This window comes from Nonomuraea sp. LP-02 (assembly GCF_036289125.1).
Taxonomy (GTDB): domain Bacteria; phylum Actinomycetota; class Actinomycetes; order Streptosporangiales; family Streptosporangiaceae; genus Nonomuraea; species Nonomuraea bangladeshensis.
In genome coordinates, this window is the sequence record NZ_JAXCLK010000001.1 from 31,676 (window position 1) to 58,083 (window position 26,408).

Sequence of the window (26,408 nt, forward strand, 5' to 3'; positions counted from 1 at the left end):
CATCATGCGCGTCTCATGTAGCACGTGCCCTGCGCTGTGCTGGACAGTACGCCGGATGAGACCTCTGGCCCCGCTGGAGCACAGCTCGTACACCGTGGCCTTGCACGGGCAGGTCCAGGCCAGCGGGCGAAGTCGTTCGATGGTGCCGCATGGTGACGCCCACTCTACGCGTTGATGATCTTTTCTCAGCATGCGTACGTGGCGGCTCGCGCACTCACCGATTCCGAGGCCGAGGAGGTTCTGGGCTGGTGTCATGGCCGCATCATAAGCCAAGCTATAGCGCGCCATAGCGTGCCTGGCGCGCTGTCCATCGCCATGGCGCGGCATGTCTCCCTAACGTTGCTGCAATGGTGGAGTTGAAGGCGAATCAGCCCAGGTGGCGGCAGGTGCACGCGATCATCGCCGAGCGCATCCGCACGGGCGAGTACAAGGCAGGGGAGCGCATCCCGTCCCTGATCGATCTCATCGAAGAGTTCGGTATCGCCAATGCCACCGGTCAGAAGGTCATGCGCGCCCTTCGCGCGGACGGGCTGATCCGTACGGAGCCCGGCATGGGCAGCTTCGTGACCACGCCCGAAGAGCGCAAGGAGATCGAGGCCGAGCAGGCGAAGCGCTCGAAGCCTGAGTGACTAACTGGGTGACAACCGCCGTGGACGGGCACGGACGTCGGTGATCGTCCAGGGAGTGAACGGCCAGGTGGGAGGTTACATCGCCGACCATCCCACCTGACCATGATGTGGCTTACAAGCGAGGGGTCACTGGTTCGAACCCAGTACCGCCCACCTGCATCAAGAACCCCGTTTCCGATCATGGAAACGGGGCTTCGTGCCATCAGGTCGCGAATGATCACGGCGTCCATCGCGTTGACGATCTTTCGGTCTGCCTCTGCCGCGCTGTGCTGATAGATCAGCGCGGCCCGTACCGAGTCGTGTCCCATCCGGACCATGAGGTCTCGGAGGCTTGCGCCGGACGCTGTGGCGAGGTGTTGCCTGTGTGTCGGAGATCATGGAAGTGCAGGCTAGGGGCACCGATCTTCTTCGTGATCTCGTTCCACTTGGCCGCGCGCCGGAAGTTGCTTCGCCCCCCGAAAGGGCGCCGCCGCGGTGATCCGGTGAAGACCAGCGCATCCGGCTCGGGCTCGGTGTGCTTGTCGAGGTGCGCTTGCAGAGCGGGAATGATCGACGCCGGGATCGCCACCGTCCGCACGCCGGCCCGCGACTTCGGTGGTCCTATGAAGAGCTTGCCGGTGTCCAGTTCGACGTGCTGTTCGCACGCTGACGGTTCCCTTGGCGAAATCAAGGCGGCGGCTCCGCCGCCGCACCCGCGCGGCCCTCCCCGCGCGAGCGTGCGGCCTGGGGGCCGGTCTCGCGCGGGAGTCGCGCGGGCCGAGGGGTTGGAAGAGCCGCCCGCGTGGCATGACGGCCACGACCTCTCGGCCGATTGCGACCATCACCAGTGCGACACCACGACGGATACGGCTCACCCTCGAAAATCTATGCCTCCGGCGGGGGAGTCGGCTCCGGGGTGATCGGCGACCGTGCCTAACCGGGGCAGTCGGTTGGCTGAGGTAGGCCCGATCTTCCCGTCCGCCACGTCCCAGGCAGAGCCCAGCCCATCAAGGCCAGGGGTCAAGGCCGTTTGTCCAGTAGGGCGCTCCACCTTGCCCCCTGGCCTTGATCCGCTGCATTGCATGTGGGACGAGGCAGACGGGAAGATCGGGCAGGGCGGAGAGCGAGGTAGGGGATTCCTGCCGTTCGATCCCATGTGGCATGCTCTGCGCTGTGACTGAGCCCGAGGATCCCCAGCTCCACCGTTCGCCGACCAATGTCCCCGAGGGCTATGAAACGGTCCGAATCATAGGGACTGTCTCCATAGTCGCCGGTGTCGCCGTATCTTTCGGGATTCTGATCTTCGATGAACGATCCCCCTCGTGGCCGTGGCTCGTTGGTCTGTGGATGATGGCCCTAATCGGCGTTGGCTTGCGGGTTGAGGCGGGAATTCGTGAGCGTCGACGCTCTTGAGCATTGGCGGAACGAGGCTCACACGCACGTCAACAGCGCTGCGCAGGCGATCATGGCTTTTTGCAAGCGATGGGTCACTGGTTCGAACCCAGTACCGCCCACCTACGTAGAGGTTTGATCTCTGATCTCGAAATTAGGCGAGAGCTGGCTCAGAGTTTCTTTACTGGTTCGAGCCATATGGTTGATCACCGTGTCGCCATTCCGGCCGCAGCAACCTTCCGGCCAGAGTGCTTCGGCGAGCGACAGCCGTTACGAGGGTCACGTGGGCATCGGCACGTATGTCCTCGGGCCCCTGCTCATCTCCTTGTCCAGGCGAACGCCGCTTTCCAACTCGATCACCGCAAGACACGTGCCCAGCACCGATACCTCGCGGTTGTCCGACCAAGTCTCGGGTGTGCCCGACCAGGTGTCGTAGACGGCAGCGAACTTGTCCGCGTAGGGTGCCAGCGGCCCGATCTGTTCGGTCCAGGGAATGAAGGGCAACCAATCAGGTTCGGGAAATTGAAGCTGCCCGTTACTCTCTCCATAGGAGGCATACAGGGTGGTGTTGCCCTCGATGTCGTCACTTAGATACCAGTGCCGGAATCCTTGGCCCCCGAGTCGATCCGTCATCTCCTTGCCATCGGGATAAGGGTTGTTCGACCATGTGACGACGCCCGAGCCGGCTTGTTGAAGTTCGAGGTCGTTGGGCTCGACCTCTCTCGCAGCGCGCAGGATGGCGGTATCCAGCCCGAGCCGGCGCACCGCGTCTTCGACCGTCATCACGCCATCGTCAGGAAGCGTCACCGTGCACGCCATCCCTTCCCACGGCATCCGGCGAACCAGCTCGGCGTAACGCTTAGCGACCTCACTGAACACAGGACAACCAGCTTTCTCGAACGGATCGACGCCGACAATCTAGAGCACGAGGTCCACAGTGGGCCCTGGCCATCGGGTGGCCTTCTAATGATCAAAGTCTTGCTCGGCATAGAGCGCTCTGTGGTCCTAGGTCAACGGCCGTGAACCGCTCTGTGGCCTAAGCTCTGCCGCTCTGCTGCCGCAAGCTGTCCAGCCCTCGCTGACAGACCGCCCATTGGATGTCATCGCTGCCGGCATTTTCGAGAACAAGGCTGGCCACAATGGGCTCGTGGCACGGAGGGGTGCCATGAGCGCTACACCCCCGTGTGCGGCGGTACCGTTTTGATCCTTGTACCAACTCCGCGGCTGAGGAGGCTCGAAGCACTCTCTGATGCGTGTGGCCATGACCAGACAGCACAACGCCAGCCAAGGCACTCATAAGGACCTGATCCTCAGAGTTCGAGCTCTATTACGACGTGTGACCGGTTACTGCACACTGTCCTACGTAGCCCGCATCAGGGAGAAATGGTGCGAATCGTGTGGGGTTGCTTGACCACGGTCGTCATCATCCCGCTCTTCGGGCTGTTTCTGCTGGTCATGATTCCGATATGGCGTGATGACGCCCGCCTGGACGACTTCTATGATCGCGTCCTTGCCTACCCGCTGCCGCCGAAGGGACGGAGATTGGCGCTGTTTCTAAGGCCCAGCGGGTCCAGTCCGGGGGCGCGGTGTGGACGTGACCTGCGCGGATGGCCGATCATGGGGCCATGTCGCTCCGTATGTACGAAACCGATCTGTTCGAGAGCTTCAGGGGCCGTTTGGAGGCGATCGCCTACCGGCTGCTGGGGTCGGCCGGTGATGCGGAGGACGCGGTGCAGGACACGTACCTGCGCTGGCACGCGGCGGACCGGGAACGGATCGAGACGCCAGAAGCGTGGCTGACGAAGGTGCTCACCAATCTCTGCCTCAACCAGCTCACCTCGGCGCGGGCCAGGCGGGAGACGTACGTGGGGCAGTGGCTTCCTGAGCCGGTGCTGGACGGGGATCGGATGCTCGGTCCCGCCGACACCTTCGAGCAGCGCGAGTCGGTCTCCATGGCGATGCTCACCCTGATGGAGCGGCTGACCCCCAATGAGCGCGTCGTGTACGTGCTGCGCGAGGCGTTCGGGTACGCGCACCGCGAGATCGCGGAGATCCTGGACCTCACCGAGTCGAACTGTCAGCAGATCTACCGGCGGGCCAGGCAGCATCTGGCCGTCGAACGATCCCGTACGGAGATCGACGTGGTCGCCGCGCGGAAGATCGTCGAGGAGTTTCTCGCCGCGGCACTCAGCGGCGACACCGAGCCGCTGATCCGGCTGCTCGCCGACGACGCGGTCAGTGTGGCCGACGGCGGCGGGAAGGTCGTCGCGCGCAGGACGCCGGTCATCGGAGCCATGGACATCGCGCAGTACCTGCGTGGCATGTTCCGGCGGAGCGACTCCAAGCGGGCCCTCGTCGGCGGTGATCCCGTCTTCTACGCCGTCGTCGTCAACGGCGGCCCTGCCGTGCTGGTCGAGGTCGGTGAGCAGATCGTCGGCGTGATCTGCCTCGATGCGACCCCCGACGGCCTCGCTTCGATCCACATCCAGGTCAACCCCGACAAGCTTCAGCGCGTCGCGCGCCAGTGGGAGGCCGCTGGAACTCATCGCCCGCTTCCGGCGAGTTGGTGACTCACATCACACATTGCCCCTGTCAGGGATCGCGCGCCTGTCCGGTTCTGGAGGTGAAAGCAACCAGATAGGAGCGAGCCATGAAGCACCGCATCGTCGTCCTGGGAGCCGGGTACGCCGGAGCCAACACCGCCGGTCGCCTCGCCAAGCGGCTGCACCGCGACGACGTCGAGATCACGCTGGTCAACGGCGACCCGGAGTTCGTCGAACGGGTCCGCATGCACCAGCTCGCGAGCGGGCAGGATCTGCGGCCCCGCCCGCTGCGCGACGTCTTCGCGGGCACCGGCGTACAGGTCAGGACCGCGCGGGTCACCGCCGTCGATGTGGAAGCCAAGACCGTCGATCTCGGCGGCGAGACCCTCGCCTATGACACCCTCGTGTACGCCCTGGGCAGCGCCGTCGCCGACCACGGCGTCCCCGGTGTCGCGGAGCACGCCTGCAACGTGGCCGGCAAGCAGGCCGCGCTCCGGCTGCGGGCGCGCCTGAGCGAGGTGAAGCCCGGCGGGACCGTACTGATCGTGGGCGGCGGCCTGACCGGCATCGAGGCGGCCACCGAGATCGCCGAGGCCCACCCGGACCTTGAGGTCGCCATCGCCGCCGGCGGCCGCGTCGGCGGCTGGCTCAGCGACAAGGCCCAGCGCCACCTGCGCGGAGCTCTGGACCGGCTCGGCATCACGGTGCACGAGGATGCCGACATCACGCGGGTCGAAGCGGACGGCGTGGTCACCGCCGCGGGCAGCGAGATCCCGGCCGAGGTGACCGTGTGGACCGCGGGTTTCACCGTGCACCCGATCGCGGCCGCCACCACCCTGAAGGTGTCCGAAACAGGGCGGATCATCGTCGACGCCGGCATGCGATCGGTCTCGCACCCCGATGTGTACGCCGTCGGCGACGCCGCGTACGCCGAAGGAGCGGGTGGCAAGCCGCTGCGGATGTCCTGCGCCTCGGCGAATCCGATGGCGTGGCTGGCGGCCGACGTCATCGCCGCGCGCCTGACCGGTCGTAAGGTTCCGGAGACCACGATCGGCTACTCCGTGCAGTGCATCAGCCTCGGACGCCGCGACGGGATCATCCAGCGCGTGACCCCCGACGACCAGGTCACGTCCACCGTCTTCACGGGCCGGACCGCCGCCCGCATCAAGGAGATGATCTGCGCGAGCGCGGCCTGGAGCATCTCCCACCCGACCATGCTGATGCCGAGCCGCCGCCGCCACCTCGCGGGCACCGGCGCCGTGGAGAGCCGACCTCTCACGCAGTCATGACGAAGCGAGCGCTGCCGGGCGAGCGTGGTGGTCCGCTCGCCCGCGCGCTGCACGCGAGCACGTGCCTGAAGGATTGTTCGTGCCCGATCCTGGACAGACGGTAGACCGCCGTCGGCAGACGGTGAGACTGTAGGGGGCAGGGCGACCTGCTGGAGGAGATCGTGAGTCACTCCGAGTTGACCACGGACATGGTTCTCGCCGCCATCCGGGACCACGGGTTCGCGGCCTATGACGTCCTGGTCAGGGATCACCCGTCAGAGGCGGTGATCGCAGGGTTCACGGCTGCGGCCAGGTCGGGTTTCACCACCTTCGGGGTGGCCGTGCACCTGGCGTCGCTGACGGACAAGGGAAGCAAGCAGCTCGACTCCTGACTTGTGCTCCATGACAGGCGGACGGAATAGTCCCTTGTCGTGAAGGTGGAGGAGACGGAGCCGAGCAACGTCAGCGGCATGGTCCTCGGCCTGCTGGCGATGATCTGGTTCATCGGCGTTCCGCTGTGCCTCTGGCAGGCACTCGCCACCGCCCTCACGGGTGACCTCGAACTCGACGGTGCCGGCGTGAACGGGTGGGTGGCCGCAGCGGCGGTGATCTTCACTGTCGTGCCCGTCCTCGCCACCGGCATCTGCGTCTTCACCGGCAGAGCCGTGCGCGCCTGGATCTTCGGCCTCGTCGCGACCGCGTGCGTGCTCTTCGTCCTGGCGGGTCTGTTCAAGGAGGCGCGACAGGCGGAGTTGCGACGTCCTCCGCTGCCTCTGCCGTCCGGCTACTGTGCCGAGTACAGCGGCGGAGACAGTGACTGTCCAGGTGGATGAGCGTCGTCTCAAATGACCGAGTCGCTGGACGATTTAACGAGTTGCGTCGTTTTGGGAGTACCGCAGTACGCTTTCGTCCCGTCAACCCCTCCCATGAACGGACCCTCGCCGTGGCGAAGCTGAACCAGATCCTCGCCGTGGAGAAGGGCGTCAAAGCCAGCAGCCAGCGTGCGGTCGCCGACGCCCACCACACCATCCAGAAGCACCCCCTGCTGTCGGGCCTGTCGCGCACCTACCAGCCGATCGACGACGAGGGTGAGCAGCTCCCGCCGGAGTCCACCCGCGTCCAGGTGAAGGCGGAGGAGGTGCTGGCCGAGGTCGGCAAGGCGCTCACGAAGCTGTTCGACGTGACGGCGACCAAGGACTGGACGAACACCGTCGCCAAGGCCGACGTCGTCGTGGACGGGACCGCCCTCATCGAGGGCGTACCGGTCACCTACCTGCTGTTCCTGGAGAAGCAGCTCGTCGAGCTGTACGCGTTCATCGCCAAGCTGCCGACCCTGGACCCGGCGGAGACGTGGACGTTCGACGACAACGCCGAGGCGTGGCGTACGGAGCCGGTCAAGACGACCCGCACCAAGAAGGTGCCGCGCAACCACGTGCTCGCCGAGGCGACCGACAAGCACCCGGCGCAGGTGCAGGTGTTCACCGAGGACATCGTCGTCGGCTACTGGACCAAGACGGCGTTCTCCGGCGCCCTGCCGGCCCGCCGCGTCAACGAGCTGCTGGCGCGGGTGCAGAAGCTGCAGGACGCCGTGAAGTACGCCCGGGAAGAGGCCAACAGCGCCGACGTCGAGGACCGCAGGGTCGGCGACGCGGTGTTCGCCTACCTGTTCGGCTAGCGTAGAGACTCCCCGTTGAGCGCGGGGTGCGCGAAAGCGCGAAGCTGAGGCTGAAGCTGAAGCTGACGAACGGCCCAAGCGGAGGTTCGAGCCCTCCCCGCGGTTTCGCGCCGCGGTAGCCCAACCCGGTAGAGGCAGCCGATCACATTCAGATTCTCGCTCGAAGCTCAGCATTGACCGTCGAGAGCCACATCGACCGAGGGCAGGCCTTGATTGTTGAGATGCCGGTTCGAATCCGGCCCGCGGCTCTTCATGCCGCGGTGGCTCAATGGCAGAGCGCACATCGTCAGAGCTGACCTGCTCTCTTAAACGCTGCTGGCCTCACATATGGCGGCAACATTCAAGGCCCCCCGGCTTGGGAACGCCGGGGGGCCGCCGTCGTGTCGCGGCCGAGTCATCAAGGAGCGCAATGTACGTGCGGTTTCAAAGCCCCGTGCCGAACAGACGAGGCACATATCCGGGCGTGTTCGGCCTCGTCAACAACCTGGCCAAGCAGGGACGTCTGTCGGACGCGGAGGAAGCCTTCAGGCTTGAGAACAACGCCTGGTACGAGGCCAACTTCACCGACCCCGCCACCGTGGACCCCACCGTCTACGACCGCGCCGTCAACCCGGAGGCGGCGGCCTGGTTCAAGGCGTCGGCCGGCCACCTCATCCGGCGGGTGCCGGGATATCTGGCCATTCTCGCCGCGCACGGCGTGGAGTGCGTACGCCTCGAATCGGCGGACCCGGGCAGGATCATCTATGAGGACGACGATCAGGTGGTCGTCGTCCCACGCGCCATCGAATAGGCGACGACCGTCAGCGGTCTGCCGTACGTCACGTTGTCTCCCACAGGGCGCCGACCGGGACGGCCAGCATCCGATCGCCGAAGGAGAACGTCTGCGTGCCGGTGTGCAGGACCAGACCGGCGACGAAGTCGGGGCCTACGCGTTGCGCCAGGTGACGGAGTCCTTTGAAGTCGTCCGGTCGTACGGTGGAGGCGGCCTTGACCTCGATGCCCACAACCCGGCCCTGGCGACTCTCCAGGACGGCGTCCACCTCCACCTTGTCCTTGGTCCGGTAGTGGTACAGGTCGACCAAGGTGTCCGCCCAGGTCACCTGCCGGGCCAGTTCCATCAGGACGAAGCCCTCCAGCAGCGGCCCGAACGCCGAATCGGGCCGGAGCAGGCTGTGCGCGTCGACGCCCAGCAGGTTCGCTGCCACTCCCGAGTCGACGAAGGTGACCTTGGGCGTGTGTACGGCCCGGCTGCTGATGTTCTTCGACCAGGCGGGGATGCGTTTGATGAGGAAGACTTCTTCCAGCAGCGCCAGGAATCTGGCGGTGGTGGTGCCGGGCAGGCCGAGGTCACGGCCCAGCGCCTGAACGACGAGGAGTTGGCCGGACCTGGCCGCCAGCGACCTGACCAACGCGCGTAGCTCCGCCGTACGTTCTATCTCCGACAGTTGCCTCACGTCACGGTTGATCAGATCGCCGACGTAGGAGTCGAAGAAGCGTTGCCTGCGTCTGGGGTTGGTGCGGGCGACCGCCTCGGGGTAGCCGCCGCGGACCAGGCGGTCCGCGTAGTCGGCCCGGGTGAGCCGGGAGGCGTGCCGGAGGTCCGGGCCGTGCGCGAACACCGCGTCGATGAAGGCATCAGGACGGCCGTCGATCTCGCCCTGTGCGAAAGGCCATAGTTCGATGGTTTCCATTCGCCCGGGCAGAGTGTCCGGCAGGCCGCGTAGGGCGAGTAGCCGGGAGGAGCCGGTGAGCAGGTATCTGCCTGGTCTCGGATCGGCGTCCACCTGGGACTTGATGGCGAGCAGCAGTTCCGGGGCGCGCTGGATCTCGTCGATGACCATGGGCCCAGGGAAGTCGACGAAGCCGCTGGGGTCGCTCAACGCGGCTCGCAGGGTCGTTGGATCGTCGAGGTCACGCCACTCGGTGCCGTTTGCTTTGGCGAGCCGCCGGACCAGCGTGCTCTTGCCCGACTGCCGTGCACCGTTGACCAGAACGACGCGCGTGTCGGCCAGGGCGTCCGCGACTCTCTGCTCCGCGTGACGGTGGATCAAGCGCCCGAGCGGGGTGGTGACCATGCCCTCATCATGACAGGTCGTGGTGAGTTCGTCGCTGCCGTCATGGTGAGTCGGTCGCAGGTCTCGTGGTGAATTGGTCGCTATGAAGATGGGGGAATGGTCGCTACTCACTTGGGGTGAAGGTCGCTCGTACTGTTCTTCGGCGACAGTGGTGGTGTGCTTCTCGTCGCCTGCGCGGATCAGCGGCCTCGGTTGCCTTTTCTTCTGCGGCTCGGCGACGGTGGTGTGGAGCGGCGGCCGGAGGCGGCCTGGTGGGGGCTGCGTTCCTTGCGGCGCTGGGCCGGCTTCTCGGCGGCGGCTGCCGGGGTGCGGCCTCGGGAGCTGTTGACCGTGCGGCCTCGTACGATGCCGATGAAGTCCTCCACCAGGTCCGTGGTCGCGTCGGTGGGCCAGGCCAGGCCGACCTGCGACTGCGGCGCGTCGAGCAGCGGCCGGTACGTGAGGTCCCTGCGGTGGTGGAGGCGCGCCAGCGACTGCGGGACCACCAGGAGCCCGGCGCCGCTCGCGACCAGTTCGACCGCCTCGCCCGTCGTGGCCGGGCGGGTGAACGCGGGCAGGCCCGGCCGGGTCGCCCATTCCAGGGTGTCGTCCAGGGGGTGGAGGATCTCGTCGTCGGCCAGGTCGGCGAGGGTGACCTCGTCGGCGGCGGCCACCGCGTGGTCCTTGGGCACCACGACCACCGTGGTCTCCACGTAGAGGGGGATCACGCTGAGCACGTCGCGGTCGACCGGCAGCCGGACGAATCCGGCGTCCGCGCCGCCGTCGCGCAGGAGCGTCACCACCTCGGCGGCGGGGACCGCGACCAGGCTGAGTGGTACGTCGGGCATCCGCTCGGCCCAGATGTTGACCCATTTGGCGGGTGTCACCCCGGGCGCGTACGCCAACCTGAACGCCCTGCCGCTCTCGCCATCGGTCACCGCCTCAGCGTACCGATGTCAGGGAACCCGTTCCGACTGACTACGCTTGGCGTCATGCCGTCGCCCAAACCGAAGACCGTCCAGACGATGAAGCCCGAGACCGCGGCGAAGAAGCTGGGAGTCCTCCTCTCGGCGACTCCCGCCGAGTTCCAGGCCGGGCCGGTCTCCCGGGACGAGCTGAACGCCCTGCAGGCGAAGCCGCCCGCCTGGCTCGCCGACCTGCGCCGCAACGGCCCGCACCCCAAGCAGGTCGTGGCCGCCAAGCTCGGGGTCTCCATCTCAGGGCTGGCCAGGAGCGGCATCACCCAGCCGCTCACCACCGCCGAGATCGACGAGATCAAGGCGGAGAACCCGGCGTGGCTGGAGCACGAGCGCTCCGTCCAGGCCGAGGCCCGCAAGGAGGCACTCCGCCTCAAGCAGCAGCGAGCGCAGGAGAGCTGACCTGGCGCCGGCTCTTTCAAGCGTCCCCGAGCGTCCACAAGGCCGCGATGGGAAGGGCCCGCAGTTTTTCGCCGAACGCCAGCGCCTGTTCACCGGCATAGAGCACGAAGCCCGCGCGGAACCGTGCGCCTAGGCGGTCGGCCAGGTGGCGTAGGCCGCGGAAATCGTCGCCGCGCACGGTCTCCGCGGCCTTGACCTCGATCCCGATCACCTCGCCGGAGGCGTGCTCCAGGACGATGTCCACCTCGACCTGGTCGCGGTCCCTGTAGTGGAACAACTGGACGGGTTCGTCGGCCCAGGTGAGCTGACGCGCCACCTCGCCGGTGACGAAGTTCTCCAGCAGGGGGCCGACGGGGGCGGTGACGTCTCTGGCGCGTTCGGACGACATGCCGATCAGGCGGCCGCCGAGACCGCTGTCCGTGATGATCAGTTTCGGGGTGGAGATGGCGCGGCGGGTGAGGTTCGACGACCAGGCCGGTATGCGCTTGATGACGAACACCAACTCCAGCAGATCCAGGTAGCGGGCGAGTGTCATCCGGGGCAGTCCCACATCGCCGGCGATCGACTGGATCACCGCCAATCCGCCCATACGGGCGGCGACGACGCTCAACAGCCTGCGCATTTCAGCAGGGCGTTCGATGTCGGAGATCTGACGCACGTCGCGCGTGATCAGGTCGGTGATGTACGAGTCGAAGAACCTGTTACGCCTGCGTCCCGCATCTCGCCGGACCGCCTCCGGGTAGCCACCGCGCAACGCCCTCTCGACGTAGTCCTTCTTGCGGAGGGAAGAGGAACGCATGGCGGCGTCGAGATCGTGGGTGAAGACCCAGTCCACGAAGCCGTCGGGAGCATCGTCGATCTCCCCTTGGGAGAGCGGCCACAGCTCGATGGTCTCCGTACGGCCCGGCAGGGCATCAGGGAGGTCGCGCAGTCCCAGCAGGCGCGCGGAGCCCGTGAGCAGATAACGCCCCGGGCGGGGATCCCGGTCGACCTCGTGCTTGATCGGCAGGAGTAGCGCAGGGGCGCGCTGGATCTCGTCGATCAGCAGGAGCCCGTCGTGCCGGACGAAGGTGACGGGATCCTCTTCGGCCGCGGACAAGGTCGCCGGATCGTCCAGGTAGAGCTGATGCGCGTCGGCCACGTGGTCGGCGATCAGTGCCGCCAGCGTGCTCTTGCCGGTCTGCCGGGCGCCGTTCAGCACGACCACACGGGTGTCCGCCAGTGCTTCTAGCGTCATGGCCTGGGTGTGGCGCGGGTACAGAGAGGTGTACGTCACGATCCCGCAGGTTATCGCAGGTAGAGACGGTTGTGTGGGCGTTCTGCCGGAGGTCGTGTGGGCGTTCTGCCGCTGCCTGCGTGGGCGGTCTGCCGCCGCTTCTGTGGGCGGTCTGCCGCTGCCGGGGTCAGGGCCGGTCCTCGGGAATCATCGCGGCCATACGGAAGCAGATCCCTGCCACCAGGCATCCGACCGATGCGAAGAACACCACGTAGTACAGCGCGGACGACGGGCTCGCCACGGCGCTGGGCAGTGGCTGGAGGACGAAGAAGAGGCCCATGAGGAGCTGGCCCAGGCCCTCAGGGCGTGGCCGGAGCTTTGCGCGCCGGCGTTTCGACGCGAGGAGGATCCGCCCGGTGGCCAGGGTGTGGATGCCGAGTGCGGCCAGGACGCACCCGGCAACGGCCAAGAACACCCATGTCGTCGTCACGTCCATGTGCGCCGGCTCCTCGGGGCGGGTCGGGTGGGGGGTGCGGGCAAATCCGGTCAGATGTGTAGTCATCGTGACGGACGGGGCCGACGAAGATCAAGGTGGCCGGGCGCGGGCGGGCTGGACGAGGAGTTGCTGAGGGGCCGGCGGGGCTTCGGCCGGAGGGCGGACCGGGAAGGTCAGACGGCGGCGGCCATCGCGGGGGCCGGCCTGGGGTCGGCGGCGGCGAGGGCGCGGAGCTGGTCGGCGAACGCGAGAGCCTGGTCGGGGGTCATGCGGGGCTCGGAGCCCACGTAGAAGACGACGATGTCGCCACCCGGGGTGCGTACGGCGTTGAAAGGAATCATGGTGCTCCGCATTCTTCCGTGCGGCACCGACAGTTTCGACTCAATTGAACCGCCCGGCGATACCGGACGTCCTACTCCTCGAACGGTATTCGGGGGACCGTTCGCGAGCTCAGCCCAGGAGACCGACAGGAGCGGAGTGTGGGCGTAGCACAACGGCCGGAGGTGGTGCCGGCCCCGAGTTCGGATGCCAGGCTGTCGCTCGTCCTGGGGGAGCGGGCGTTGCACGTGAACGGAGATCTGCAGACCGCGCGGCGCTGGTTCGACGCCGCCTATCGCCAGGCCGAGGAGTCCGGCGACCCGATCGTGCTGGGGCTGGCGGCACTGGGGCTCGGCGGGCGCTGGGTGCAGGAGCACCGGACGTCGGCGGGGTCCGAGCGGGTGCGTACGCGGCAGTTACGGGCGCTGTCGCTGCTCGACCCGTCCTCGCCGCCGGCGTTGCGGCTGCGCGTCCGGCTCCAGGGGGAGGACGACTACCGGAACGGCACGCACGACGGGATCCTGCGGCTGCTCCGCGAGACGCGGGACTCGGGGGACCCGCTCGCCGTCGCGGAGGCGCTCAACCTGGCGCACCACTGCCTGCTCGGGCCCGAGCACGCGGCGCTCAGGCGTGAGCTGGCCGGCGAGCTGATCGGCCTGGCGGGGGTCACCGAGCGCCGCAGCGACCTGCTGATGGGCCTGATGTGGCGGACCGTGGACCTCTTCCTGGCCGCCGACCCGCACGCGGAGCGCTGCCTGGAGGAGCTGCGCCGGCTGCTGCGCGAGCACGCCTACCTCGCGGTCGGGTATGTGGTCAACGCCATCGAGGTCATGCTCGCCATCCGCGCGGGCCGCTTCGACGAGGCGGAGAAGCTGGCCGGCGAGTGCTTCGACCGGGGCGTCAATGCCGGCGACATGGACGCCACCGGCTGGCTCGGCGGCCAGCTCGGCGCCATCCGCTGGTTCCAGGGGCGCGCGGCCGAGCTCCTGCCCGGACTGCGTGACCTGGCCAGCTCGCCCACGCTCAGCCCGATCGACAACTCGTACCTGGCGGGTCTGGCGCTGGTCGCGGCCGTCGCGGGGGATCACCGGCTGGCGGCCGGGCACCTGGCCCGCGTGCGGGGGCGGGATCTCGCCGAGCTGCCCCGTTCGAGCTCCTGGCTGGTCTCGATGTACTTCGTGGCCGAGACGGCCCACCTGCTGGAGGACGTGGGGACGGCGGCGCGGGCGTACGCGCTGCTCAGCCCGTACGCCGGGCTGCCGGTGATCGGCAGTCTCGGGGTCGTGTGCTTCGGGTCGGTGGAGCACCCGCTGGGCATGGCCGCGCTGACCACGGGCGACCTGGATCTGGCCGTACGGCATCTGCGTGCCGCCGTGCAGGCGAACCTGGCGCTCGGACACTGGCCGGCGGCGGCGCTGTCGCGGTGCCGGCTGGGGCAGGCGCTGGCGTTGCGCGACGGGCCGCGGGACGCGGCGGCGCGCGCCGAGCTGGCCGCGGCGGCGCGGGAGGCCAGGGACCTGGGGATGGCGCTGCCCGGCGTGGTCGGCAGCGCGGCCGGCCGGGCCGGCGAGGCGCAGCGGACCTGCCGGTTCCACCGCGACGGGCGGCACTGGCGGATCGAGCTGGGCGGGCGGGTCGCGGTGGCGGACCACAGCGTCGGCATGGCCCACCTGGCGGCGCTCGTCGCCCACCCCGGACGCGAGATCCTGGCCGCCGACCTGGCGGCGGGCACCTGGTCGCAGGAGGGCGAGGGCTCGTCGGCGCAGCCCGTGCTGGACGACGTCGCACGGGACTCCTACCGCGAACGGCTCACGCAGCTCCAGGCCGAGATCGACGAGTTCGAGGAGATGAACGACCTGGAACGGGCGTCGGCGCTGCGGCTGGAGCGTGAGTGGCTGGTGGCGGAGCTGACGGCGGCTACGGGGATCGGCGGGCGGGCGCGGCCGTTCGCGGGCGGTGAGGAGCGGGCCAGGATCGCGGTGGGGAAGGCGATCCGGCGGGCGTTGTCGCGGATCGCCGGGGTGGATCCGGTGATCGGGGAGGAACTGCGCGCGTCCGTGCAGACCGGACTTCGCTGCTGCTATCGGCCCCGGTGACGCGGCGGACGGGAGATGGAACGGGATGGCACGCCCGCAGGGTGACGGATCCGTTTCGATCGCCTTCCAGGGAGAACGTCCATATGCGCACCGCGCAACGACTCACCGTGCCGATCCAGCTCGACCGCGATCTGCCCGAGCCGCTGCAGGCCCAGCTCGCCGCGCAGCTCGGCGACGCGATCCGGGCCGGACGGCTCGCTCCGCACACCAGGATGCCCTCCACCCGTACGCTGTCGGCCGCCCTCGGGGTCTCGCGGGGCGTGGTGCTGGCGGCGTTCGAGAAGCTGCTGGCCGAGGGGTGCGTGGAGGGGCGGCACGGGTCCGGGACGTACGTGAGCGGCGGCACCGAGCCGGCCCCGCCCGGCGGCCGCCGTCCGGCGCCGGGTGAGCTCGTCGACCTGCGGCGCGGGCGGCCGAGCGAGCAGGGGTTCCCGCTGGCCGCGTGGCGGTCGGCGTGGCGGCGGGCGGCCGGGCGGACGCCGCCCGACGGCGGGTTGTTGCCGCCTGGCGGGTTGCCGGAGCTGCGGGCGGCGATCTCGGCGTACCTGTGCGAAGCCCGCGGCCTGGTTCTCGACCGGCACGAGATCGTGGTCGCGGCGGGGTACGGCGATGCGCTGGAGCTGCTGTTGCGCGGGCACTGCGGCGGGCGGCGGCCGGTGATCGCGCTGGAGGATCCCGCGCCGCCGCAGCTCAGGGCCGCCTACGCACGCCTCGGCACGGTGCTGCCGTTGCCTGCGGACGGGGCGGGCGCGCGGCCCGACCTGATCCCCCGGGGCTGCGACGTGGTCGCGGTCCTGCCGGAACGCGGCGACCCTCTGGGGACGCGGATGCCGTACGAACGGCGGCGGGCGCTCGCGGCGTGGGCCCGGCGCACCGGCGGCCTGGTGATCGAACCGGCCTTCGACGGCCTGCTCGACCGCGTGGAGGTGGTGCCGAGTGTGTTGGCGGTCGGGGGTGGGGAGGGGGTGGCGATGGTGGGGACGTTTCGTGACGTGCTGACGCCGTCGTTGCGCCTGGCGTTCGCGGTCGCCCCGCGCCGGACGGCGGAGCGTGCCGCGTCCGCGCAGCCGTCGTACGCCTGTCAGCTCGCGCTGGCCGACCTGCTCGCCTCGGGGGCGGTGGGGCGGCGCGCGGCCCGCCTGGCCGCCCAGTACGCCGCCAAGCGGACGCTCGTCCGGCAGGCGCTGGCGGCGTACCCGGGGATCCGGCTGCTGGGCGCGGACACCGGCGCCTCGGTGACGCTCCTGCTTCCCGGCCGCATGGAGGCCCGTGCCGTGCTGGAGAGGCTGCGCGGGCGGCGGATCGCGGTGGCCGAGCTCGGCCCCTATTATCAGCGGCCCGGCGGCATGCACACGCTCGGCAACGGCCTGGTCCTGCACTACGGGCACCTGGACGGCGTCACGCTCCGCCGCGTCCTGCGGATCCTGACCCGCACGCTCGGCACCACCGCCCGCGGCCGTACGGTCGCCTGACCCGGACCGCCCGCGTGCGGCCGACAAAAGGCCGTGAACGGGCCGTGGTGGAATATGAGGCAGTACGCAAAGGAAGCGAGCCACCCTGATGGAACACCGCATATTGGGACGCACCGGTCGTGAGGTCGGCGTCATCGGCCTCGGCGCCTGGCAGCTCGGCGCCGACTGGGGCGAGGTCTCCGAGGACGAGGCCTTCGCCACGCTGTCCGCCGCCGCGGACGCGGGCGTCACCTTCATCGACACCGCCGACGTGTACGGCGACGGCCGCAGCGAGCAGATCGTCGGCCGCTTCGCCAAGGGCCGCCCCGGCCTGACGGTCGCCACGAAGATGGGCCGGCGGATGGAGCAGCTCCCCGCCAACTACGTGATGTCCAACTTCCGCGCGTGGAACGAGCGCTCCCGCCAGAACCTCGGCGTGGACACCATCGACCTGGTGCAGCTCCACTGCCCGCCGACGCCGGTCTACTCGACGGACGCGGTCTTCGACGCCCTCGACACGCTGGTGGCGGAGAAGAAGATCGCCGCGTACGGCGTCAGCGTGGAGACCTGCGAGGAGGCGCTGACCGCCATCGCCCGCCCCAACGTGGCGAGCGTGCAGATCATCCTCAACGCCTTCCGACTGAAGCCCCTGGAGCGGGTGCTGCCCGCGGCCCGTGCCGCCGGGGTCGGCATCATCGCCCGCGTCCCGCTGGCCAGCGGCCTGCTGTCGGGCCGCTACGACGAGAACACCACCTTCGCGCCCGACGACCACCGTAACTTCAACCGGCACGGCGAGGCGTTCGACGTGGGGGAGACGTTCTCGGGCGTCGACTTCGCGACCGGGCTGGAGGCGGTGCGGCGGCTGGCTCCCCTGGTGCCGGAGGGGGCGACGATGGCGCAGTTCGCGCTGCGCTGGATCCTCGACCAGGAGGGGGTCTCGGTGGTCATCCCCGGCGCCCGCAACCCGGCGCAGGCCGCCGCCAACGCGGCCGCCGCCGGGCTCGACCCGCTGCCGGCCGCCACGCTGGAGGCGGTCAACGGGGTCTACGACGAGCTGATCCGCCCGCAGGTCCACGACCGCTGGTGACGGGGAACGGGGGAGCGGGGCAGGTCTGACCTGGTCGTACCCTGGTGGGCATGATTCGTCCCGCTACCCCCGACGACGTGCCCGTCATCCTCGATCTGATCCGCGAGCTGGCCGAGTACGAGAAGGCCGCCCATGAGGTGCGCGCCACCGAGGAGGGCCTGCGCGCCGCGCTGTTCGGCGAGCGGCCCGCCGTCTTCGCCCACATCGCCGAGCTCGACGGCGAGGTCGCCGGTTTCGTCCTGTGGTTCCTGACCTTCTCGACGTGGCGAGGCGTGCACGGCGTCTACATGGAGGACCTCTACGTGCGCCCGCAGCACCGGGGCAGCGGCCTCGGGATGGCGCTCATGGGCGAGCTGGGCAGGATCTGCGCCGAGCGCGGCTACCAGCGCCTGGAGTGGGCGGTGCTCGACTGGAACGAGCCGAGCATCGGCTTCTACGAGGGCCTCGGCGCGGCGCGTCAGGACGACTGGTACCGGTACCGGCTCACCGACGAGCCGCTGCGGCGGCTGGCGGACCGGGCCCTCGACCCCGCGTAACAACACCCCCGCGTAACAACACCCCCGCGTAACAACGGCCCTGCGTGACGACGGCGGTCACGCGGGTCACGCCCAGTGACCCGCGTGCCGTGCCGGTCAAACCCCCGCGTGCGTCCGGCCGCGCATCTCCTGGGATCTGCCGAAGGGCTCCATCTCGGATTCCTCCAGCTCGCGGTGCGTCTCCTCGATGCGCAGCGCGACCCCCATCGCGAAGAACGTGGGCGCCCACTCCCCGACGAAGATGCCCCATCGGTCCGCGCGGTCGAGCCCTGCATGCTCGGTCTGCTTGGATGCGAACCAGGAAGCGAAGGCCAGGCCGACCGAGCAGATCCCGGCCACGTACATGTGATTGGACTTGATGCCCATCTTGTGAAGTGTTTTGATCATGATTCCCCCCCTTGCTGAGTGTCGTTACCCCAGGAAGACGGCAGTAACCGGGCATTACGCGCACGTTTCCGGCGTGACGCTTGTGCGTGGCTTGTTACCGCGGTGAATCACCTGTAACGGACGCACAGCCACGGAAAGTGCGTGTGCGTAACGACCGATTCCTACGTTGGAGCTCCCCGACGCCGAGCGTAGGAGAGGTCGATGGCGCGCTGGATCGCCGACTGGCACCCCGATGACCCAGCTTTCTGGGAAAGCTCAGGAAAGCGCGTCGCACGACGCAACCTGATCTTCTCGATTCTCGCCGAGCACCTCGGCTTCACCGTGTGGACCCTGTGGAGCATCGTCGCGACCCGGATGGGCTCCTACGAGTTCACCACCGACCAGTTGTTCTGGCTGGTCGCGCTGCCCAACCTGATCGGCTCGGCGCTGCGGCTGCCCTACACCTTCGGCCCCGCCAGGTTCGGCGGGCGCAACTTCACCGTGGTCAGCGCGCTGTTGCTGCTGATCCCCGCGGTGCTGCTGGCGGTCGCGGTGAACAACCCGGGCACGCCCTACTGGCTGTTCCTGGTGATCGCGGCGCTCGCCGGGGTCGGCGGCGGGAACTTCGCCTCCAGCATGGCCAACATCACCTACTTCTACCCCCGGGCCAAGCAGGGGGTGGCGCTCGGGCTCAACGCCGCGGGCGGCAACGTCGGGGTGAGCTCGGTGCAGCTCGTCATGCCGCTGGTGATCGGCGCGTTCGGGCTGGCCGCGGCCGGCTGGTTCTGGATCCCGTTCATCGTGGTGGCCGCCGCCTGCGCCTGGTTCTTCATGGACAACCTGACCACCGCCAGGGCGAACCCGCGCGAGCAGATCGCGGTGGCCGGCAAGGCCCAGACGTGGATCATGTCGTTCCTGTACATCGGCACGTTCGGCTCGTTCATCGGCTACTCCACGGCCTTCCCGCTGCTCAGCAAGAGCCTGTTCCCCGACTCCCCGTACGCCGCCGTCGCCTTCGCCGGGCCCCTCATCGGCTCGCTCGTCCGGCCGTTCGGCGGCTGGCTGGCCGACCGGCTGGGCGGCGCGCCGGTCACCCTGTGGAACTTCGCCGCGATGGGCGGCGGCGTCCTGCTGGTCTGGGCGGCCGGCGAGGGCGGCGGCTTCTGGCCGTTCTTCCTGGCCTTCCAGCTGCTGTTCCTCACCTCGGGCATCGGCAACGGCTCCACGTACCGGATGATCCCGGCGATCTTCCAGGCCAAGGCCGTGGCCGAGCGCGGCGAGGGCGAGGAGGCCCTGCTGTACGGCAAGCGGCAGGCCAGCGCCGCGATCGGCGTCATCTCGGCGGTCGGCGCGCTCGGCGGCTTCCTCATCAACCGCGCGTTCGGGATGTCGTTCGCCGCCTCCGGCTCGCCCGCCCCGGCCTTCCTCGCCTTCGGCCTCTTCTACGCCACCTGCTTCGCGCTCACCTGGTGGTGCTACGTCCGCAAGGTGGGCGTCCGGGTCGTGGCCAGCCTCGCCCACGCCAGGGTCTGACCGTGGGCCCGCCGGTGAAGACGCACTGCCCGTACTGCGCCCTGCAGTGCGGGATGGAGATCGGCCCAGAAAACGGCGCGGATCTGGCCGTCCGGCCCAGGACCGACATCCCCGCCAACGCCTCGGGCGCCCTCTGCCAGAAGGGCTGGACGGCGGGTGAGCTGCTCACCAGCGGCGAGCGGCTCACCACGCCCCTCCTGCACGGCGAGCCGGTGGAGTGGGACGTGGCGCTCGACCACGTCGCCCGCCGGCTGGCCGCGATCCGCGCCGAGCACGGCCCCGACGCCGTGGCCGTGTTCGGCGGGGGCGGCCTGACCAACGAGAAGGCGTACACGCTGGGCAAGTTCGCCCGGGTGGCGCTCGGCACCAGCCAGATCGACTACAACGGCCGCTTCTGCATGTCCTCGGCCGCCGCCGCCTCGATCCGGGCGTTCGGGATGGACCGGGGGATGCCGTTCCCGGTCACCGACCTGGCCGCGGCCGACGTCGTCCTGCTGGCCGGCGGCAACGTGGCCGAGACCATGCCGCCGCTCGTCCGCCACCTGGAGGGGCCGCGGCTGATCGTCATCGACCCGCGCCGCAGCCCGACCGCCCGGCTCGCCTGGCTGCACCTGCAGCCCGCCCCCGGCACCGACCTGGCGCTCGCCCTCGGCCTGCTGCACCTCGTCGTCGCCGAGAACCTGGTGGACGAGGAGTACGTGGCCGCCCGCACCACAGGCTTCGCGGACGTGCGGACCTCGCTGGCGGAGTGGTGGCCCGAGCGGGTGGAGCGGATCACCGGCGTGCCCGTCCACCGGATGCGGCAGGCGGTGCGGGCGCTCGCCGCCGCGTCGAACGCGTACGTGCTGACCGGCCGCGGCGTCGAGCAGCAGGCCAAGGGCACCGACACGGTCACCGCCTTCGTCAACATCGCCCTCGCGCTCGGCCTGCCGGGCCGTACGGGCTCCGGCTACGGCTGCGTCACCGGGCAGGGCAACGGCCAGGGCGGCCGGGAGCACGGCCAGAAGGCCGACCAGCTCCCCGGCTACCGCAGGATCGACGATCCGGCGGCGCGGGCGCACGTGGCCGAGGTGTGGGGCGTGCCGGCCGAGTCGCTGCCGGGGCCGGGGCGGTCGGCGTACGAGCTGCTGGACGCCCTCGGCACGCCCGGCGGGCCCAGGGCGCTGCTGGTGTTCGGCTCCAACCCGCTGATCTCGGCCCCGGCCGCCGAGCACGTCGCCGCCCGGCTCGCCGCCCTGGACCTGCTGGTCGCCTGCGACTTCGTCCTGTCGGAGACCGCCGCCCAGGCCGACGTGGTGTTCCCGGTGACGCAGTGGGCCGAGGAGGGCGGCACCATGACCAACCTCGAAGGGCGCGTGCTGCTGCGCAACCAGGCGGTCGCCCCGCCGGACGGGGTGCGGAGCGACCTGGAGGTCATCGCGGGCCTCGCCGCGCGGCTGGGGCACCGGTTCGCCACCGAGCCCGCCGAGGTGTTCGACGAGCTGCGCCGGGCCGGCCGGGGCGGGCCCGCCGACTACTCCGGCATCACCTACGAGCGCATCGCCGAGGAGAAGGGCGTCTTCTGGCCCTGCCCCGAGCCGGGGCACCCGGGCACCCCGCGCCCCTTCCTCGACCGTTTCGCGCACCCGGACGGGCGGGCCAGGTTCGTGCCGGTCCGGCACCGGCCGGCCGCCGAGGAGCCGGACGACGACTATCCGGTCCACTTCACCACCGGCCGGGTGCTGGCCCACTACCAGAGCGGCGCGCAGACGCGCAGGATCGCGCCGCTCGTCCAGGCCGCCCCCGAGCCCTTCGTCGAGCTGCACCCCGACCTCGCCGAGCGGCTGGAGATCGCCGCCGGGGACATGGTGCGGCTCACCAGCAGGCGGGGCGAGGCCAAGGCCGTCGCCAGGATCAGCGACGCCATCAGGCGCGACACCGTGTTCATGCCCTTCCACTGGGAGGGCGCCAACCGGCTCACCAACCCGGCGCTCGACCCGACGTCGAGGATGCCGGAGTTCAAGGTCTGCGCGGTCAGGGTGGAGAGGGACTCATGAGGCTCGTCGTCGTGGGCAACGGGATGGCCGGGTCGCGGCTCGTCAGCGAGGTGCGCGCCCGCGACCCCCGCATCAGGATCACCGTGTTCGGCGCGGAGTCGTGCCGGCCCTACAACCGGGTGCTGCTGTCCGAGGTGCTGGCCGGCGGCTCCCGCCCCGACCAGGTGCGGCTGCTCGACGCCTCCTGGTACGCCGCCCACGACGTCGAGGCCGTCTTCGGCGACGCCGTGGCCCACCTCGACAGGGAGACCAGGCACGTCGTCACCGCGAGCGGCCGGCGTGAGCCGTACGACCTGCTGGTGCTGGCCACCGGCAGCGACGCCGTCGTGCCGCCGATCCCCGGCGTGGAGCGGGCCGTGCCGTTCCGCACCCTGGACGACTGCGCGCGCATCCTCGCCGCGGCCGAGTACGCCGGCCGGGCCGTGGTCGTCGGCGGCGGGCTGCTCGGCATCGAGGCGGCCCGCGGCCTGGCCGGGCGCGGGCTGCCGGTCACGCTGCTGCACCTCGCCGGGCATCTCATGGAGCGGCAGCTCGACGTCGAGGCCGGCGAGGTGCTGGGCGAGACGCTGGCCGGGCTCGGCGTGGAGACGCGCACCGGCGTCTCCGCCGAGGCGGTGCTGGAGGACGGCGTCCGGCTGGCCGGGGGCGAGCTGGTCGAGGCCGGGCTCGTGGTGCTGGCCTGCGGCGTCCGCCCGGTCACGGGCCTCGCCGCCGAGGCGGGGCTGGAGGTGCGCAGGGGCGTCGTCGTGGACGACGAGCTGCGTACCGACGACCCGTCGATCTTCGCGATCGGGGAGTGCGCCGAGCACGACGGCACCGTCTACGGCCTGGTCGCCCCCGCCTGGGAGCAGGCCGCCGTCGCCGCCGACGTCATCACCGGCGGCAAGGCGCTCTACCGCGGCTCCCGCCTGGTGACCCGGCTGAAGGCGCGCAGCGTCGAGCTGGCCGCCATGGGGGAGACGCACCTCACCGAGGAGCACGCCGAGGTGGTCAGGTTCAGCCACCGGGCCCGCGGGACCTACCGCAAGCTCGTCATCCGCGACGGCCGCCTGGTCGGCGCGATCCTGCTGGGCGAGAGCGACGCCGTCGGCACGCTCACCCAGCTCTTCGACCGTGGCGGGCCGGTGCCGGGCGACCGGGCGGGGCTGCTGTTCCCCGGGCTGTCGGCGGCGCCCGTGGCCGACAGCCCGACGCTCATGCCGGACGCCGCCAGGGTCTGCCAGTGCAACAACGTGACCAAGGGCCAGATCAGGGCGTGCTGGGAGGCGGGGGCGCGCGATCTGGCCGGGGTGGCCGCCGCCACCCGCGCCACCACCGGATGCGGAACCTGCCGCGACGCCGTGGAAGGCATCGTCGGCTGGCTGTGCGAGCAGGAAGGGATCTCCGTATGAAGGAGCTCGTCGTGGTCGGGTTCGGGCCGGCCGCCCATCGGCTCGTCGAAAGCCTCAGGGACAAGGGCTTCGGCGGGCGCGTCACGGTGATCGGGGAGGAGCCGCGGCCGGCCTACGACCGGGTGCGGCTGACCTCGTACCTGTCCGGCACCAGCGCGGAGGACCTCGCCTACGAGGTGCCCGAGGGCACGGTCACCCGGCTGGGGACCCGCGTCACCGGCATCGACAGGGAGGCGCGGCGGGTGTTCACCGCCGACGGGGGCGCGCTGCCGTACGACGTGCTGGTACTGGCCACCGGCTCGGCGCCCTTCGTGCCGCCGGTGCCGGGGGCGGAGCACGCCCACGTCTACCGCACGATCGAGGACCTGGACGCCATCAGGACCGCCGCCAAGGACGCGGCCGAGGGCGTCGTGGTCGGCGGCGGCCTGCTCGGGCTGGAGGCGGCCGACGCGCTGCGGGCGCTCGGGCTGAAGACGCACATCGTGGAGATGAGCTCCTGGCTCATGCCGCGGCAGGTGGACGAGGGCGGCGGCGCGGTGCTGCGGCGGCACATCGAGGGCCTGGGGCTCGGCGTGCACGCGGGCTCGGGCGTGCGGGAGGTCGTCGTGGACGGCGCGGGCCGGGTTGCCGGGCTGCGCACGCCGGACGGGACGCTGCTGGAGGCGCAGGTCGTGGTGTTCTCCGCGGGCATCAGGCCGCGCGACGAGCTGGCCCGCGCCGCCGGGCTGGAGGTGGGCGAGCGGGGCGGCGTCGTCGTCGATCCCGGGATGCGCACCTCCGACCCGTCGATCTACGCGATCGGCGAGTGCGCGCTGGCCGGCGGCATGATCTACGGCCTGGCCGGGCCGTGCAACACGATGGCGGAGGTCGCCGCCGACCGGATCACGGGCGGCTCGGCGACGTTCACCGGCGCGGACCTGTCCACCAAGCTCAAGCTGCTCGGCGTCGAGGTCGCGCAGTTCGGGGCCATGACGGGGGCGCTGGACGTCACCTACATGGACCCGGTGGCCGGCGTCTACAAGAAGCTGTTCGTCAGCGACGACGCCCGGACGCTGCTCGGCGGCATCTGCGTGGGCGACGCCTCGCCGTACGCCTCGCTGCGGCCCTTCGTGGGCAAGGAACTGCCCGCCCCGCCGTCCGACCTGCTCTTCAGCGGCGCGGGAGCGAGCCTGGACCTGCCCGGCGACGCGCTCGTCTGCTCGTGCAACAACGTGTGCGCGGACGACATCCGCGCCGCCGTCGCCGACCAGGGCGTCACCGACGTGCCGGGGCTGAAGGCGTGCACCCGCGCGGGCACCACGTGCGGCTCGTGCGTGCCGATGCTGAAGCGGCTGCTGGAGCAGTCGGGCGTCGAGGTCGGCAAGGCGCTGTGCGAGCACTTCGGGCACTCGCGGGCCGAGCTGTTCGACATCGTACGGGTCCGCGGGATCACCACGTTCTCGCAGCTCATCGCCGAGCACGGGCAGGGGCGGGGCTGCGACGTCTGCAAGCCGGCCGTGGCCTCCATCCTGGCCTCGCTGCACAACGGGCACGTGCTGGAGGGCGAGCGGGCCGCGCTCCAGGACACCAACGACGCCTTCCTCGCCAACATCCAGAAGAACGGCACGTACTCGGTCGTGCCGCGCATCCCCGGCGGCGAGATCACGCCGGAGAAGCTGATCGTGATCGGCGAGGTGGCCCGCGACTTCGGCCTCTACACGAAGATCACCGGCGGTCAGCGCATCGACCTGTTCGGCGCCCGCGTCGAGCAGCTCCCGCTGATCTGGCGGCGGCTCGTGGACGCAGGGTTCGAGTCCGGCCACGCCTACGGCAAGGCGCTGCGCACCGTGAAGTCGTGCGTCGGCTCCACCTGGTGCCGCTACGGGGTGCAGGACTCGGTGGGCCTGGCCATCGAGCTGGAGCTGCGCTACCGGGGCCTGCGCTCGCCGCACAAGCTGAAGTCCGCGGTCTCCGGCTGCGCGCGCGAGTGCGCCGAGGCCCGCTCGAAGGACTTCGGCATCATCGCCACCGAGAAGGGCTGGAACCTGTACGTCGCGGGCAACGGCGGCTTCCAGCCCCGCCACGCCGACCTGCTGGCCGCCGACCTGTCCACCGAGGAGCTCATCAGGACCATCGACCGGTTCCTGATGTACTACGTCCGCACCGCCGACCGCCTCCAGCGCACCTCCGCGTGGCTGGAGTCGCTGGAGGGCGGCCTCGACCACCTGCGTGAGGTGATCATGGAAGATTCGCTGGGCATCTGCGCCGACCTCGACGCGCAGATGGCGCACCACGTCGCCACGTACGCCGACGAGTGGTCGGCCACCCTGGACGACCCGGACAAGCTGCGGCGGTTCGTCAGCTTCGTCAACGCGCCGGGCGTCCCCGACCCGTCGATCGTGTTCGAGCGCGAGCGCGGCCAGATCAAGCCGGTGATGGCCCGATGAGCGCCGCGTGGACGCCGGTGTGCGGCTACGACGACCTGCTGCCGGAGCGCGGCGTGTGCGTGCTGGTGGGGGGCCGGCAGGTCGCGCTGTTCCGCACCTGGGACGGCGGGCTGCACGCGCTGGACAACCTCGACCCGTTCAGCGGGGCGTACGTGCTCTCGCGCGGTATCGTCGGCACCAGGAAGGGCGAGCCGACCGTGGCCTCGCCGCTGCACAAGCAGGTGTTCTCGCTGGCCACCGGCCAGTGCCTGGACGAGCGGGGCGTGCGCGTGCCGGTCTACGGGGTGCGGCTGGCGGGTGCGGCGGTGGAGGTGCGGACATAGCCGTCAGCGCCGGAGCTCCTCGGCCGGCGGGAAGACGTGTGGGCTGCGGTGGCCCGCGGGCAGGACGCAGCGGCGTCCCGTCTCGGAGCTGTCGCAACGCTCGGCGTCCTCACGCTGCGGAAGGGGGTCCGGATTCGCCTGGGTTCGCGGCACTGGAGCGACGGTATCGGGGGCACCAGCTTCGCTGGTCTCGCCCCGGCAACGATCGAAGCTC

Annotated in this window: 24 protein-coding genes and 1 tRNA gene; 18 read left to right on the forward strand and 7 right to left on the reverse strand. The window is 70.2% G+C overall.

The genetic code is table 11. The features are described 5' to 3' along the window. Window positions 1-347: 347 nt before the first annotated feature. A complete protein-coding gene (locus SMD20_RS00175; RefSeq protein ID WP_329573591.1) occupies window positions 348-629 on the forward strand; it encodes a winged helix-turn-helix domain-containing protein in 282 nt (93 codons plus the stop codon). Window positions 630-2,279: 1,650 nt separating this feature from the next. Here the strand turns inward: SMD20_RS00175 and SMD20_RS00180 are convergent. Continuing rightward, on the reverse strand, window positions 2,280-2,879 hold the full coding sequence (locus tag SMD20_RS00180) for a hypothetical protein (RefSeq protein WP_329573593.1): 600 nt from the start codon (window positions 2,877-2,879) through the stop codon (window positions 2,280-2,282). Between the two features lie 746 nt (window positions 2,880-3,625). On the opposite strand from SMD20_RS00180, the gene SMD20_RS00185 reads away from it, so the two are divergent. The 7 genes from SMD20_RS00185 to SMD20_RS00215 all read left to right on the forward strand — a co-directional run bounded on the left by SMD20_RS00185 (window position 3,626) and on the right by SMD20_RS00215 (window position 8,276). Then, window positions 3,626-4,570 (forward strand): RNA polymerase sigma-70 factor, encoded by a 945-nt coding sequence (locus SMD20_RS00185; protein ID WP_329573595.1) that lies wholly within the window; start codon window positions 3,626-3,628, stop codon window positions 4,568-4,570. Window positions 4,571-4,650: 80 nt separating this feature from the next. Further along, window positions 4,651-5,832: an NAD(P)/FAD-dependent oxidoreductase gene (locus SMD20_RS00190; protein WP_329573597.1), complete on the forward strand. Its 1,182-nt coding sequence runs from the start codon at window positions 4,651-4,653 to the stop codon at window positions 5,830-5,832. A 161-nt stretch (window positions 5,833-5,993) separates the two neighbouring features. Beyond that, complete coding sequence (locus SMD20_RS00195; RefSeq protein ID WP_329573599.1) at window positions 5,994-6,203, forward strand: hypothetical protein; 210 nt, start codon at window positions 5,994-5,996, stop codon at window positions 6,201-6,203. Window positions 6,204-6,281: 78 nt separating this feature from the next. Beyond that, window positions 6,282-6,644, forward strand: a complete 363-nt coding sequence (locus tag SMD20_RS00200) for a hypothetical protein (protein WP_329573600.1) — start codon at window positions 6,282-6,284, stop codon at window positions 6,642-6,644. Between the two features lie 110 nt (window positions 6,645-6,754). After that, complete coding sequence (locus SMD20_RS00205) at window positions 6,755-7,486, forward strand: DUF7873 family protein (protein ID WP_329573602.1); 732 nt, start codon at window positions 6,755-6,757, stop codon at window positions 7,484-7,486. Window positions 7,487-7,595: 109 nt separating this feature from the next. Further along, window positions 7,596-7,734: transfer RNA gene (locus SMD20_RS00210), tRNA-OTHER, on the forward strand. 185 nt (window positions 7,735-7,919) lie between these two features. Beyond that, complete coding sequence (locus SMD20_RS00215) at window positions 7,920-8,276, forward strand: hypothetical protein (protein ID WP_329573604.1); 357 nt, start codon at window positions 7,920-7,922, stop codon at window positions 8,274-8,276. Between the two features lie 28 nt (window positions 8,277-8,304). On the opposite strand, the gene SMD20_RS00220 is transcribed toward SMD20_RS00215, so the two are convergent. Together SMD20_RS00220 and SMD20_RS00225 are read right to left on the reverse strand one after the other, a co-directional pair. Then, window positions 8,305-9,561 (reverse strand): ATP-binding protein, encoded by a 1,257-nt coding sequence (locus tag SMD20_RS00220; protein ID WP_329573606.1) that lies wholly within the window; start codon window positions 9,559-9,561, stop codon window positions 8,305-8,307. Between the two features lie 179 nt (window positions 9,562-9,740). Beyond that, on the reverse strand, window positions 9,741-10,478 hold the full coding sequence (locus SMD20_RS00225) for a LysR family substrate-binding domain-containing protein (RefSeq protein WP_329573608.1): 738 nt from the start codon (window positions 10,476-10,478) through the stop codon (window positions 9,741-9,743). 54 nt (window positions 10,479-10,532) lie between these two features. On the opposite strand from SMD20_RS00225, the gene SMD20_RS00230 reads away from it, so the two are divergent. Next, window positions 10,533-10,919, forward strand: a complete 387-nt coding sequence (locus SMD20_RS00230) for a DUF5997 family protein (protein ID WP_329573610.1) — start codon at window positions 10,533-10,535, stop codon at window positions 10,917-10,919. A 16-nt stretch (window positions 10,920-10,935) separates the two neighbouring features. On the opposite strand, the gene SMD20_RS00235 is transcribed toward SMD20_RS00230, so the two are convergent. The 3 genes from SMD20_RS00235 to SMD20_RS00245 form a co-directional block, all read right to left on the reverse strand. Continuing rightward, complete coding sequence (locus SMD20_RS00235) at window positions 10,936-12,195, reverse strand: ATP-binding protein (protein WP_329573612.1); 1,260 nt, start codon at window positions 12,193-12,195, stop codon at window positions 10,936-10,938. Between the two features lie 127 nt (window positions 12,196-12,322). Then, on the reverse strand, window positions 12,323-12,631 hold the full coding sequence (locus tag SMD20_RS00240) for a hypothetical protein (protein WP_329573614.1): 309 nt from the start codon (window positions 12,629-12,631) through the stop codon (window positions 12,323-12,325). Window positions 12,632-12,804: 173 nt separating this feature from the next. Further along, window positions 12,805-12,972, reverse strand: a complete 168-nt coding sequence (locus tag SMD20_RS00245) for a hypothetical protein (protein ID WP_329573616.1) — start codon at window positions 12,970-12,972, stop codon at window positions 12,805-12,807. Between the two features lie 138 nt (window positions 12,973-13,110). Here SMD20_RS00245 and SMD20_RS00250 point away from each other — a divergent pair, with 138 nt between their 5' ends. From SMD20_RS00250 to SMD20_RS00265, 4 genes are all read left to right on the forward strand, one after another. Then, window positions 13,111-15,045 carry a hypothetical protein gene (locus SMD20_RS00250; RefSeq protein ID WP_329573618.1) on the forward strand — a complete coding sequence of 645 codons (1,935 nt, stop codon included), beginning with the start codon at window positions 13,111-13,113 and terminating at the stop codon, window positions 15,043-15,045. 83 nt (window positions 15,046-15,128) lie between these two features. After that, window positions 15,129-16,517, forward strand: a complete 1,389-nt coding sequence (locus SMD20_RS00255) for an aminotransferase-like domain-containing protein (RefSeq protein WP_329573620.1) — start codon at window positions 15,129-15,131, stop codon at window positions 16,515-16,517. Window positions 16,518-16,605: 88 nt separating this feature from the next. Continuing rightward, window positions 16,606-17,583, forward strand: a complete 978-nt coding sequence (locus SMD20_RS00260) for an aldo/keto reductase (protein ID WP_329573622.1) — start codon at window positions 16,606-16,608, stop codon at window positions 17,581-17,583. 50 nt (window positions 17,584-17,633) lie between these two features. Next, entirely contained in the window at window positions 17,634-18,119 is a 486-nt protein-coding gene (locus SMD20_RS00265) for a GNAT family N-acetyltransferase (RefSeq protein ID WP_329573623.1), read from the forward strand. A 96-nt stretch (window positions 18,120-18,215) separates the two neighbouring features. On the opposite strand, the gene SMD20_RS00270 is transcribed toward SMD20_RS00265, so the two are convergent. After that, on the reverse strand, window positions 18,216-18,506 hold the full coding sequence (locus SMD20_RS00270; protein WP_329573624.1) for a hypothetical protein: 291 nt from the start codon (window positions 18,504-18,506) through the stop codon (window positions 18,216-18,218). A gap of 201 nt (window positions 18,507-18,707) precedes the next feature. On the opposite strand from SMD20_RS00270, the gene SMD20_RS00275 reads away from it, so the two are divergent. The 5 genes from SMD20_RS00275 to nirD are packed head-to-tail and all read left to right on the forward strand — an operon-like array spanning window position 18,708 to window position 26,194. Next, a complete protein-coding gene (locus tag SMD20_RS00275; RefSeq protein ID WP_329573626.1) occupies window positions 18,708-20,018 on the forward strand; it encodes an MFS transporter in 1,311 nt (436 codons plus the stop codon). Window positions 20,019-20,020: 2 nt separating this feature from the next. Further along, window positions 20,021-22,054, forward strand: coding sequence for a molybdopterin oxidoreductase family protein (locus SMD20_RS00280; RefSeq protein ID WP_329573628.1), 2,034 nt, complete (start codon window positions 20,021-20,023; stop codon window positions 22,052-22,054). Then, entirely contained in the window at window positions 22,051-23,445 is a 1,395-nt protein-coding gene (locus SMD20_RS00285; protein WP_329573630.1) for an FAD-dependent oxidoreductase, read from the forward strand. Before SMD20_RS00280 ends, SMD20_RS00285 begins: the two co-directional genes overlap by 4 nt. Beyond that, window positions 23,442-25,871, forward strand: coding sequence for a nitrite reductase large subunit NirB (gene nirB / locus SMD20_RS00290; protein WP_329573632.1), 2,430 nt, complete (start codon window positions 23,442-23,444; stop codon window positions 25,869-25,871). The genes SMD20_RS00285 and nirB overlap by 4 nt, the downstream gene beginning before the upstream one ends. Continuing rightward, window positions 25,868-26,194 carry a nitrite reductase small subunit NirD gene (gene nirD / locus SMD20_RS00295; protein WP_329573634.1) on the forward strand — a complete coding sequence of 109 codons (327 nt, stop codon included), beginning with the start codon at window positions 25,868-25,870 and terminating at the stop codon, window positions 26,192-26,194. The genes nirB and nirD overlap by 4 nt, the downstream gene beginning before the upstream one ends. Window positions 26,195-26,408: the final 214 nt, after the last annotated feature.

Bases quoted from the DNA above. Each gene is read 5' to 3' on its own strand.
- SMD20_RS00175 (WP_329573591.1), top strand. From the start codon at position 348: ATGGTGGAGTTGAAGGCGAATCAGCCCAGGTGGCGGCAGGTGCACGCG.
- SMD20_RS00185 (WP_329573595.1), top strand. From the start codon at position 3,626: ATGTCGCTCCGTATGTACGAAACCGATCTGTTCGAGAGCTTCAGGGGC.
- SMD20_RS00190 (WP_329573597.1), top strand. From the start codon at position 4,651: ATGAAGCACCGCATCGTCGTCCTGGGAGCCGGGTACGCCGGAGCCAAC.
- SMD20_RS00200 (WP_329573600.1), top strand. From the start codon at position 6,282: ATGGTCCTCGGCCTGCTGGCGATGATCTGGTTCATCGGCGTTCCGCTG.
- SMD20_RS00220 (WP_329573606.1), bottom strand. From the start codon at position 9,561: ATGGTCACCACCCCGCTCGGGCGCTTGATCCACCGTCACGCGGAGCAG.
- SMD20_RS00230 (WP_329573610.1), top strand. From the start codon at position 10,533: ATGCCGTCGCCCAAACCGAAGACCGTCCAGACGATGAAGCCCGAGACC.
- SMD20_RS00240 (WP_329573614.1), bottom strand. From the start codon at position 12,631: ATGGACGTGACGACGACATGGGTGTTCTTGGCCGTTGCCGGGTGCGTC.
- SMD20_RS00245 (WP_329573616.1), bottom strand. From the start codon at position 12,972: ATGATTCCTTTCAACGCCGTACGCACCCCGGGTGGCGACATCGTCGTC.
- SMD20_RS00255 (WP_329573620.1), top strand. From the start codon at position 15,129: ATGCGCACCGCGCAACGACTCACCGTGCCGATCCAGCTCGACCGCGAT.
- SMD20_RS00260 (WP_329573622.1), top strand. From the start codon at position 16,606: ATGGAACACCGCATATTGGGACGCACCGGTCGTGAGGTCGGCGTCATC.
- SMD20_RS00265 (WP_329573623.1), top strand. From the start codon at position 17,634: ATGATTCGTCCCGCTACCCCCGACGACGTGCCCGTCATCCTCGATCTG.
- SMD20_RS00270 (WP_329573624.1), bottom strand. From the start codon at position 18,506: ATGATCAAAACACTTCACAAGATGGGCATCAAGTCCAATCACATGTAC.
- SMD20_RS00275 (WP_329573626.1), top strand. From the start codon at position 18,708: ATGGCGCGCTGGATCGCCGACTGGCACCCCGATGACCCAGCTTTCTGG.
- SMD20_RS00285 (WP_329573630.1), top strand. From the start codon at position 22,051: ATGAGGCTCGTCGTCGTGGGCAACGGGATGGCCGGGTCGCGGCTCGTC.
- nirB (WP_329573632.1), top strand. From the start codon at position 23,442: ATGAAGGAGCTCGTCGTGGTCGGGTTCGGGCCGGCCGCCCATCGGCTC.
- nirD (WP_329573634.1), top strand. From the start codon at position 25,868: ATGAGCGCCGCGTGGACGCCGGTGTGCGGCTACGACGACCTGCTGCCG.